General features: G+C 53.2%; 10 protein-coding genes. 7 read left to right on the top strand and 3 right to left on the bottom strand.

Annotation, left to right across the window (positions count from 1 at the left end):
- The first annotated feature begins 32 nt into the window (after positions 1-32).
- From DYY88_RS10130 to DYY88_RS10145, 4 genes are read left to right on the top strand one after another with little or no spacing between them, the layout of a single operon-like run.
- Positions 33-1,400, top strand: coding sequence for a multicopper oxidase family protein (locus DYY88_RS10130; RefSeq protein ID WP_236146375.1), 1,368 nt, complete (start codon positions 33-35; stop codon positions 1,398-1,400).
- Between the two features lie 23 nt (positions 1,401-1,423).
- Positions 1,424-1,660, top strand: a complete 237-nt coding sequence (locus tag DYY88_RS10135) for a DUF2933 domain-containing protein (RefSeq protein ID WP_072041343.1) — start codon at positions 1,424-1,426, stop codon at positions 1,658-1,660.
- Positions 1,657-2,361, top strand: a complete 705-nt coding sequence (locus tag DYY88_RS10140; RefSeq protein ID WP_039728141.1) for a TVP38/TMEM64 family protein — start codon at positions 1,657-1,659, stop codon at positions 2,359-2,361. Before DYY88_RS10135 ends, DYY88_RS10140 begins: the two co-directional genes overlap by 4 nt.
- 8 nt (positions 2,362-2,369) lie before the next feature.
- Positions 2,370-3,797, top strand: coding sequence for a multicopper oxidase family protein (locus tag DYY88_RS10145; RefSeq protein WP_039728140.1), 1,428 nt, complete (start codon positions 2,370-2,372; stop codon positions 3,795-3,797).
- Positions 3,798-3,971: 174 nt separating this feature from the next.
- Here DYY88_RS10145 and DYY88_RS24475 read toward each other — a convergent pair whose 3' ends face one another.
- The 3 genes from DYY88_RS24475 to DYY88_RS10160 all read right to left on the bottom strand — a co-directional run bounded on the left by DYY88_RS24475 (position 3,972) and on the right by DYY88_RS10160 (position 8,105).
- Complete coding sequence (locus DYY88_RS24475; RefSeq protein WP_201279040.1) at positions 3,972-4,811, bottom strand: GIY-YIG nuclease family protein; 840 nt, start codon at positions 4,809-4,811, stop codon at positions 3,972-3,974.
- A 251-nt stretch (positions 4,812-5,062) separates the two neighbouring features.
- The gene (gene mobF / locus DYY88_RS10155; protein WP_052288538.1) at positions 5,063-7,777 is read right to left on the bottom strand and encodes a MobF family relaxase; all 2,715 of its coding nucleotides are present in this window, start codon (positions 7,775-7,777) and stop codon (positions 5,063-5,065) included.
- 10 nt (positions 7,778-7,787) lie between these two features.
- Positions 7,788-8,105, bottom strand: coding sequence for a hypothetical protein (locus DYY88_RS10160; protein WP_039728136.1), 318 nt, complete (start codon positions 8,103-8,105; stop codon positions 7,788-7,790).
- A gap of 627 nt (positions 8,106-8,732) precedes the next feature.
- On the opposite strand from DYY88_RS10160, the gene DYY88_RS10165 reads away from it, so the two are divergent.
- The 3 genes from DYY88_RS10165 to DYY88_RS10175 are packed head-to-tail and all read left to right on the top strand — an operon-like array spanning position 8,733 to position 10,810.
- On the top strand, positions 8,733-9,866 hold the full coding sequence (locus DYY88_RS10165; protein WP_039728135.1) for a ParM/StbA family protein: 1,134 nt from the start codon (positions 8,733-8,735) through the stop codon (positions 9,864-9,866).
- Between the two features lie 42 nt (positions 9,867-9,908).
- On the top strand, positions 9,909-10,439 hold the full coding sequence (locus tag DYY88_RS10170; RefSeq protein WP_039728134.1) for a hypothetical protein: 531 nt from the start codon (positions 9,909-9,911) through the stop codon (positions 10,437-10,439).
- On the top strand, positions 10,436-10,810 hold the full coding sequence (locus DYY88_RS10175; RefSeq protein WP_039728132.1) for a hypothetical protein: 375 nt from the start codon (positions 10,436-10,438) through the stop codon (positions 10,808-10,810). The genes DYY88_RS10170 and DYY88_RS10175 overlap by 4 nt, the downstream gene beginning before the upstream one ends.
- Positions 10,811-10,870 lie beyond the last annotated feature (60 nt).

A 10,870-nucleotide genomic window follows, 5' to 3' on the forward strand; every position in this document is an offset into this window, starting at 1 on the left:
GTTCGTCACCATCTGCCGCGCCAGGTTCACCTTTGGCCCAGGCTAAGGTTCACAGCAGCGAAGGCGGATTGCTCAGCTTTGACCTAGTGGCTGAAGCGCAGCGGGTGAAGCTAGGTGATCGCGATGCTAACCTGCTGACCTATAACGGACAGGTTCCGGGGCCTCGGTTAGAGGCCAAACCTGGAGATACGGTCCAGATTCGCTTTACCAATCGGCTGAACCAGCCGACTAACCTGCACTATCACGGGCTCCACATTCCGCCGACGGGCACTGGCGATAATGTCTTCCTCGAAATTCCGCCCGGCGAAAGTCACACCTATGAATTCCAGATTCCGCCCAACCATCCAGCCGGAACATTTTGGTATCACCCTCACTATCACGGCCTAGTTGCCGAGCAGTTGTTTGGTGGGCTGGCTGGACTCTTCATTGTGCGGGGAGACCTGGATGAGGTTCCTGAAATCAAAACCGCCCAGGAAGAATTCTTGGTGCTCAAAGACTATGCCCTAGACCGCAGCGGCAATATTCCTGACCCTGGCCACATGGCCCAGATGACGGGGCGCATTGGCGATCTGCTCACGGTCAATGGGCGGTTCAATCCGACTCTAGAGATTCCGCAGGGGGGACTGCTGCGACTGCGGCTGCTGAATGCGTCAACGTCCCGATTTTTTGCCCTGTCGTTGGAAGATCATCCCTTTTATCTGATTGCCACGGATGGCGGCGCGATCGCGGCTCCCGTTGAGATGAATGAGCTGGTGCTGGCTCCGGGGGAGCGGGTAGAGGTATTGGTGCAGGGAGATCGTGAACCCGGACAGTATCGCCTCGTCAATCAGCCGTTCAATCCTGCGCAGGGCATGATGGGACGCGGCATGATGGGTGGCGGCAGCATGGGTGGTGGCATGATGGGCGGTTCGCAGCGTCAGAGCACGACTGAAACCATCGCCACTCTGACCTACAACGGCACCACCGAACCGCTGCCGCTACCGGATCAACTGATTGCGATTGAACCACTACCTGAAACTCAGACGACTCGTCAATTTTCCCTTAATCACGGCATGGGCACGGGTATGGGCATGGTGTTTCTAATCAACGGCCAAGCCTTTGACCATAACCGCATTGATACCCAAGTGCGTCTCAACACGGTAGAAGACTGGGAAATCGTCAACACTGGCACGATGGCCCATCCCTTCCATGTCCATACCAACAAGTTTCAGGTGATTAGCCACAACGGCCAGCCTGTTCCTTACGCCGCCTGGAAAGATGTGGTGTCAGTGAGCCCCGGCGAAAGCGTTCGTCTCCGGATGTCTTTTCGCGACTATGTGGGCAAAACCGTCTACCACTGCCATGTCTTGGATCACGAAGACCGAGGCATGATGGGGATTCTGGATATTCAGCCAGCCTAAAATTTTTGAAGGAGGGAATCACTATGCTGAAGCAATTTGTGAAGCGCCTACGGTTGCGATCTCCGATGGTACTGGGCCTGCTGTTTTGCCTTGGCATCTTAGTCGCGGTTGCGATCGCTCCGTTTTGGACAAACTTTCCCGCCTTTACACTCTACGCCTTACTGCTGCTCTGCCCTTTAATGCATCTTTTCTTGCATGGTCGAATGCACTCTCACCATAACCACAGCTCATCAGACCCAAGCCCTGAGAAAGAGCAATGACACGAAAATGGCGGAAGCGCTTCAAACGACTACTGCAGCGACATAACTTCACGGCGATCGGTGTCTTGTTACTGTCGCTCTTAGTCTACGCCGTCATTTCTACTCAGGGCAAGACTAACCTATTGACGCCTCAAGGCTTGCAGCAAGCGGTTTCTGATACGGGACTCTGGGGGATTCTCGTCTACATTGCTGTGATCACTTTAGCTGTCGTGATCAGCCCCATTCCTGGAGCACCTTTAACGGTTGCCGCTGGAGCCATTTGGGGAGCCATTCCAGCCGGTATCTACAGCGTCATTGGAGGCTTTTTAGGCGGTCTCATTGCCTACTTTATCGGTCTCACGTTAGGACGTTCTGCCGTTCAGGCGCTCACAGGAAAGGCCATTTATTTTTCTAAGGCGCGAGGAGAATGGCTAATCGGGGGCTTCATCTTTGTCACGCGACTGCTGCCGGTGCTGTCGTTCGATTTGATTAGTTATGGTGCAGGATTATCTGGATTATCCTTGCCCGTTTACGCTCCCACCACCCTGCTAGGCATGATCCCATCCACTTTGCTGCTGACATATATGGGGCAAGCATTCACTATCGGCTTGCCGTTGGGTATTGCGCTTTCAATGGTATTTCTCATGCTGCTGGTATTGCTGCCCTGGGGCATTCGTCGTTACAACTGGTTAGGTTTGCGCGATATGATTCGGGTCGAGTAACTATCACAATGAAGCGTCGTCAATTCTTAAGCCTCATGGCCGCTGTATCGAGTGCACCGTTATTTTTCCGCTGTGCTCCCAACCAAAGTAATCCCCTCCGCCGCATTGTTAGCACCGACGGATTACTAGAACTCTCCCTCAAGGCTCAATCAGGGAAACCCGCGATCGCTGGAAAAGCATTTCAGTTACTCACCTACAACGGTCAAGTTCCAGCCCCCATCCTTGAAGCGAATGCTGGTGATACCGTCCGTTTAGCCCTGACCAATCAACTGGATGCCCCCACTAATCTCCACTACCACGGCCTCCACATCTCACCTCAAATCGACGATGTCTTTCGCGAGGTTGCTCCTGGTGAAAGCTACACCTACGAATTCCAGATTCCCCAGAATCACCCGGCGATCACGGGTTGGTACCACCCCCACTATCACCTCAATGTTGCCTCACAAGTGTTTGGTGGACTGGCTGGGCCACTGATTATTCGCGGTGACCTAGATGACGTTCCTGAGTTACGTCAGGCGGCAGAGGCTCTATTGATGCTGCAAGACTTCGACCCTCAAAATACACTGCGTGAGCCCCATGCCCTCGGTAAAAGATGGGGCCGTGAGGGGTCCCTCCTGACAGCGAGTGGACAGCAAAATCCCGTCATTAAGCTGCCCCAGAATGGCTTGCTGCGATTGAGGCTTATCAATGCCTCCGCTTCACGGATTTACCAGCTCCAGTTACCAGAGCATCCCTGGTTTTTAATCGCGACCGACCGAGGCGCGATCGCTGAACCGACAGAACTCGATACGCTACAACTATCACCGGGCGAACGCGCCGATCTATTGATTCCCGGTCAACGGGACCCCAAAGACTATGAAATTTTGAGTCTCCCTTACGATCGCGGCATCGCCAACATCGTGGAGTCCTTAGGCGATGAGGTTGAACAGATATCAGGAGTCGTGCCGCCGACCCAAGCGGTCATGGCGACCCTGCGGTATCAACCGAGCGATCGCGTTTCGCCCTTACCCATGCCCCAAAAGCTAATTCCCGTTGCTCCCCTGCCTGCACCGCAGACAACTCGCGAGTTCGTGCTCAATCACGGTATCGATTCGACAGCAGGGTCTACGGGCTTCATTATCAACGGTCAATCCTTCGTCATGGATCGGGTCAATACTCAGGTTCGCCTCAACCAAGTCGAGGACTGGCGCATTATCAACCAAGCCAGCATGGACCATCCCTTTCACCTACATACCAACCGTTTTCAAGTCATCGAACGGAACGGTCAGCCCGAGACGCTGCTGACTTGGAAAGACACAGTCGGACTCAAAGGCTATGAAACAGTCACCATTCGAGTCCGCTTTGAGGATTTCATCGGGCGCACTGTGTATCACTGCCACATCCTCGATCATGAAGACCAAGGCATGATGGGAATTCTCGATATTCAGCCAGCGTAGGGAGATTAGCCTAATAAGACCAACTACTCCAGGCATCGTCTCTATTCCTCAGAGATTGGCTGAGAGAATATGTCCAAACTATGGCAGCGATCGCCGTTCGCGTCATGTCTAAAGGCATAAAGAGCGAGTCTGACCACTGTTGAATCACCGGCTCCGGCAGGATTGGAATCGCGCCTATCCCTTTACGGTTTCTTCGATTAACCGTAACTGTGGTCTCCTAAACTTTAGATAGGCAGTATTTTGCAGCATTTTTCGCCCATCGCTCCGAGTGAAGGCATAGGTTTCGGGCAGATCACTATCATCTATCAGACTGAAATTCTTTAAAGCTTGAACCTCGACACCAAACACATCTATAGTACCGAGGATTTTCTCTCTCAGCTCCGCCGAGTGCCACAAATGGTCGTTGAGTTCAGGCACTGATATGAACTCAAATTGCCAGGCAAAAAAGCGATAGGTGGGGATACGGCAGGGGACATATTGGCTATCGTCTTTGCCACAGTCGTATTCTCTCATCGTCCAAGCATTGCGGATTTTGGGGGCGTGGCGCTTTCGAGCAGATCGATCAACTAGGTAAAGGTCATTAACAGTCACGAGAATCATCAGGCAACGAGTCTCATCCTGTGCAGCGTACTCACCCAGCACAACGGCTCTCACGTCAGGAAAGAGTTGGGTAGGTTTGTTCAGAGCCTTTAGAAGCCGTTTAATTTCACGAAAGACTTGCGGCTCTTTAGGTAAATATTGCTTGACCTTTTGACCGTTCAACTCGGGTGCAAACTGTGAAATGTAGATCTGCTCTTGCTCGTCTAACCGGGCTAGGGGCACGGGTTGCCAATAGATGCGCTGGCCCAACTTCCGATGAGCGCGGCTGAGTTGAGGGTAACGGTGATGACCTTTGCCCATCCAGCGAGCTTTGAGGTCAATCGCTTGGCCCACATACCAAACAGTCTGCTCCCCATCCGCGATGACGTAGATACCCGACGCAGAGGGCAACTGCGATCGTTCCGACAATGGCACACTTTCCCAATTCTGCCATTCAGCCATTTTTGTGACTTACGACTGTATCGATATTCTTATAAATGCCCACCTTCAGCTAAATGCCTACCTTCGGAGATCGAGATTCCATTAACTACTGGACCGAGCATATAAACATTTCCCAGCATGATTTTGAGGTGAATATCGTGACTGTATTCATGCCGCAGTTTAGGCAGAGTAGCAGGCCGACTCCCGTGTTGATGAAACATTAAGAGGTTCTTTTCCGAAATCTCCTAAAGCTCTTGCTGGGCAAGATTCACCCATCTATGTTCTTTTTTCCGAGGACGATCGAGAATTCCTGGGATTCTTGAGTTTTCTACACTGCTCGGATGGAGAAAGTCGCGTGGATTTTCGTTTGTTTGGGATCTTTCAGTTCGTAGAATTAACCGATCTAGATTTTCAGAAGCATACAGCCTCAAGTCATGCTTCACTCGACTCACCGTCACATAAAAACTCTCCCGCCCCACATGCTGATCTAAAGTTCCAATCACCCGCTCCGCTGACTTACCTTGGGCACCGTAGGTCGTGCTGACCAGCGCATAGTCGAGGTGTGCCAACTCCGAACCGCTCAGGCTTTCCGTTTTCCCACTGTCGTAGCGGATCAAAACCTGTCCATCCTCAACGCCGTAAACCTCAAACTCCTGCCCATTGCGGCGACCCTGTTTGCCTTGGTTCTTCGTCCACTTCAGACGAGTATCCTGCGGATAGGCTCCGCCAACGCCCACACCAGTTGGCGACCGATGATTCTTTGTCCATTTGAGACGATCGCCTACCGCCACCTCCATCTCCTCCATCCTATACACCGACTTCTTCCTAACCCTAGCCGGATCAACCTGCACCGCAGGCTCAGTCTCAGCCCGCAGAGTCAGCCCATTCTGCTGCACATCCACCGCAATCACCTCGTACCGCTGTCCCCGCTCCAACCCCCATCGCTTGTAACTGGCATGGGGAATCAGCACATCCCCGATCTGAAAGTGGTGGGCATACTCCATCTGCACCGTCGTCAAGTCCTTGGCCTTGAGCCGCTGCATGAGAGTGCCCTGGCCTAACTGCCCCTCTGACTTCAGGCTTTTCCGAATTGCTTGAGTGATGGCCAATCGCTCCCGGTTCGTCCCTGCCAGTAGTAACGTTTTCCGCCGTTCCTCTGGCGTCAGAGCCAGATAGTCACGGGCGATCGCCTGTGACCTCGCCTCCTCACTACTGACCTGATGAATGTATGGCTTCAGTTGATGAATCCCCTCCGTGATCTTGCCCGCTGCAATCAGGTCTACCCCAGCCTTAATCTGCTGATGCTTCTGCCGCAAAGACTGATTCAGGTGAGCCGTCGCCATCCCTGCCTGCTGCAAGCTCTTGAATGGATTCCCCGCTTCCACCGCCGATAACTGCCGGGTGTCCCCCACCAGAATCACTCGGGCCTGCTGCTCCATGGCCTTCGTCAATAGTGCCAGGGCATCCTTAGCACTCAACAACCCCGCCTCATCCACCACCCAGATCTCGGGAAACTGAGAGGGTGTCTCCGGGGGCTGGACACAGAGCAACGCCGCCACCGTCTCCGTCTGCTGAATCTGGGCGGAATTCCCCAACGACTTCGCCGCCTCCGCACTGGGGGCAAAGCCCCGGACGATGTACCCCTGAGCCTCCGCTATCCGGCGGATTTGATTCAGGGCATAGCTTTTCCCCGCGCCCGCCACCCCCTGCCAGGCGATGACGCGATCGCACGTTGTAGCCGCCAGCAAAATCCCCTCATACTGGCCCTGCGTTAACCCCTGATTCTCCAGTGCTTCTGCCACCCAATCTTCGCTGGCGATTTCCCCTACCTGTCCCCGGCCCTCCAGCACCGTCCGAATCGTCTCCAACTCCCGCAGTACCGCCGTCTGCGTGGTCAATCGCTGATCGTAGGTATGAATCACCTCCGGATCGGCATCGAGCGTCTGCTGCAACTCTTCAAAGAACTGCTGCCCCAAATGATTCTCCAGAGCAAAGCGCTCCACCTGCTCTCGCCGGAACACCGCTTCCCGCTCGGAGCAATGATTCAGCCCTGCCCGCACCGATCTTTTCGGATCACTTTGCCAGTCCAGAGCCTGAGGCTGCGGATGCTCCAGATGCAACACATCGGCTTGCGCCTGCCAGTAAGCCCGCAGTTCTTCTCGGGGAATTTCCTTGCCCTTGGGTGCCCGCGTCATCAGGGTAGCCAGCTCACGCTCCTGGGCCGTGGCCTGCTCTCCCACCGCCGCCAGAATTTGCTCCCGCCGTTTGGAAAAGGTTTCCAGGTCTTCCGGTCGATACCCCTGGAGTTCAAACTGACCGTTGGCCCTGGGTTCAACGGCATACCCCAACCGCTGCACTTCGACCGCCAATTCGTTCTGGTAAATCATCCCCAGTAGCTTCTGCTGTTTGAACAACACATCATTGTGCAGAGACTGCCAGCGCCCATCTGGTCGCTGAGTCGCATTGATCACAACACAATGGGTGTGCAACTGCGGGTCTTTTTCGCGTGAGGTGTCGTGGTGAAACTGAGCCACGATGAGATTGCCGGTAGCGATCGCCTTGCGCCCCTCCTCCGTTCGCACCCGCGTTTGGGCATACCGCTCCTCGATGACTGCCAGCGTTCGAGCCACTGCCGTGCGATGGGCCTGCTCCAATGCTTCGTTGCTCCCAACCAGCGCGGCCAGACTGAGACTTTTCGGCGCACTGAAGGTCAGGTCAATGCCCGCCCGATGCTTTTCGGGATTGATCTTCCGCCCCGACAGGGTTTTGTCGCCCTGAGGACTTTTGCCGTGAAGCAGATTCTTAAAGGCCTCGCCTTGCACCTGACCGGATAACCCCAGCGATCTGGCCCCTTTACCCGACCAGGTCGAGTTGGCCTGGTTCTCCTCATTGGAGTAGTAGTTTTCAGCGGTGTAGTAGGTTTCCCCCTGTTTAGGGCTGATCACCGTCAGGCTGAGCATGACCCGCCTCCTAACCGCCGACTCGGTCTTGACGTTTGCGAATCTCTTGAATCAGCGCCTTCCGATTCTCCAGCGCTTGTGGGCCTCGGGCATTAGCTTGCTCCATAGCGATCGTCTCCAGCAAAATCTGCAGTCCTTGGAACTGCAGCTGCAATCGCTCCATGCGAGCCTTCAGGTCATCTACTTGGCGTTCTAATTCGTGGCGCTGCTGGCCATCGCGCATCATTAATCGAATGATGCTGGCAGCCGGTAATCCCAGCCGATTGGCCTCTTTTTCCACCGCTGCCGCCTCTTCCAGGGGCAGCGATACGCTAAATCCTTTACCCATCAGTCTTTCCGTCAATTGTGAACATGAGCGGTGATTCCCAACCACGACTGCATCCCTTACTGAGCGGGGTTTCCAGAATCCCCTGGCCCAGGGCTGGGCGTGGTGTGTGGAAGCGGAGCGACGAAACGCAGTGGAGTGGCGTAGCCCCCAATATTCAATAGCCTTCGACTCTCTTCCAGGAATTTCCTGTCAAGAACCGTAGGCTAATGTCTCCAGTTTTAGCTCAGGCAGAGAGCCGACTTTCAACCAGTAGAAAGACTGTGAAATTAGTTCTTGAAAATCACAATAGTGAGTCAATCTAGAAGGACTGAAGTAGAAATTTCTAGCAAGTCGTTATTAAGTCGTAAATGAATCGTGCTCAAGTCGTGAATGACCACCCAATTTATCTGGTATTAGCTTCCGGAATTTTTCCAAGTCGTGATTAAGTTGTGATCAAGCCGTGCTTAAACACTGAAGCATCTCGGGACTCTGCATCATGTCATTGATTGAATTTACTAGAAATCACAATTCAACCGTGATCAAGTCGTGAATTAAAACGGCTCGCCAAAATGAGAGTGTCATTCAGCAATTACATAGCTTTCTAAATACCTTCATGTTGTTGATGACAGTTGTTATTGGCCTCTATTGATGACTGCAAAAATCCAGGCTTACATCGACATGGGCAGCTCCGCGACCAAGTGTTTTTATTGGCATCACAAACCTGAATTACTGCACTTGGCTCCGCAAGTGGCTCGCCTCAATCCCACTCGACTTGATCGCCTCACGTTAGGAGGACTCACCAGTCAAGAGCCGGAAGATAGTGCCTACATCACGGTTGGTAACGGCACTTATGCTGTTGGGGCACTCGCGATTGCTCAAAAAGGTGACTCTGGATTAGCACTTCCCAAACGCGATCGCGCCGTCTACAAAATCCTGGCAACCCTCGGCGTCATCGCCGACAAGACCTTCACTGGTTGGAATTCCGAAAATTCTGGTTATGAATTTTCTGTTCAACTCGGATTACTCTTGCCGCTGGAAGAATACTGGCAGGATCGGAAAGAACTCAAAGCCCAGCTTCAGGGAGCGATTTCAGACTTCAGCTTTCGCGGCAAAGTCCTCTCTGGTCAGCTAGAGCGAATTGAGATGCAGCCGGAGGGAGCTGGGCTTTATCTAGCAAAGGGATTGCAACTTGCTCGCTCTGGTATCAGTATTCGCGATCGCACCGTCGTCGTTCTGATGTTCGGTCACCGCAATCTCTCCATCCTCACCTTTGAGAAAGGCAGCCCCCCTCAAGAAACTAACAGCACTTCCCAGGGGCCAGGGTTTATAGAGTACCTGAAGCAATGTGCGACTGAACTGCCCGGTGTCGCTCCTGATGACCCAGCCTTGCTGGAAGCAATTCTTCAGGAGTATGAGACGTTTCAGATTCCTGGTCGGCAGGAGGCTCTCGATCTGTCTAAAGCCTGCATCTATGCTCGCGAATTCTACCTGGAGCGAGTTAATCAGTTCTTGGTTGAGTGGATGCCATCTGCCGAAGTGGACGTGATTGTCGGTGGAGGAGCAGCCTATTTCATCCGTGCAGAGTTGGAGCAGTTTTTCGATCACCGGGGACTCACTCAGCAGATCACCTTGGCTGAGACGTTAAGGCCAGAAATGACGGATGTGCTCCGAGTGCAGGAGGGAACAGCAGAGCCGGACTTGATCACCAGCGTTCGCTGGGCCGACGTCTATGGATTATTCAAAACATTCATGTACAGTACGGCACCGGCTCAGTCCCGTTAGCGATCCCCTCAACCCGCTCACCAAAAACAAGGACTTGGAAGCATGACCCCAGCATTCAGAACCAAAGCCCGAATTCAGTACTCCAGCCAGGATGAGTTGGATGTGGCTGTTATCGACTATTGTCGGGGGCGATCGCGCCATGACCTGCATGCTCGCACGCGATCAGCGTTAAACGGATTCTATAGCCCCTTTGCCATGGCAGCAATGGCAGCTTCAGAGGATAAGGTCCGGCAGCAAGCAATGCGATCGATTCGGCAGTTGACGTCTCAGATTCTGGAAATCAAAGAACAGTTCCTTCCTGAGTTGCTGTCCTTGGACGTCATATCCAATAGCCCAACTAGCCTTAGCTCTCTACCTTATCCAGGACAAGACATCCAAGTTGCTGCCCCAGCGTACGTCAATGGTTCTGCCTCACTCAGAAAACTAGAGTCTGATAAAGCGGAGATTGTCTCGAACATATCCACTCAGGTTTCTTCTGTTGCTGGTCCCGTGGATGAGCAGCTACGAGAGTTCTTGGGAGATGATGCCGCCATCATGGCGGGGCTGAATCCCTTCATCAATGACCTGACGTGAATCTGCCGCTACCCAGGACTCCCATTCCAGTCAACCGCAAGACCCAGGAACAGATTGCGGGGACTGCTGTGCTGCTCTTGGAACGGTGTTGCCAGGAACAGCCTCGGGGACAGCGAGTATTTGAGGGTAAGCAGTTCTACACGATTGTGGAGCGGGGTCGGAATTTGAACATCGAATTCAAAGGCGATGCTCATCACCTGCCAGAGACGATTCTGATGCTGCGAACTCAGCATGAGAACGGACAAGCATTGTATGAAATTGATTCCTGGTTAACGCAACAAGATGTCCAGCGGTTTGCTCTAATTCGGCAGTTACTACAAAAAGACTTCAAGGCAAAGGGGATTCAACATGAGCCTTCGATTGAAGCATGAAGGTAGGTTAGAGTTCTGCGTAATTTCAAGGATTTCATTTGATGGCTGAGCAATAATAGT

Origin of the sequence: Leptolyngbya iicbica LK (assembly GCF_004212215.1) — a bacterium.
Classification (GTDB): Bacteria; Cyanobacteriota; Cyanobacteriia; order Phormidesmidales; family Phormidesmidaceae; genus Halomicronema; species Halomicronema iicbica.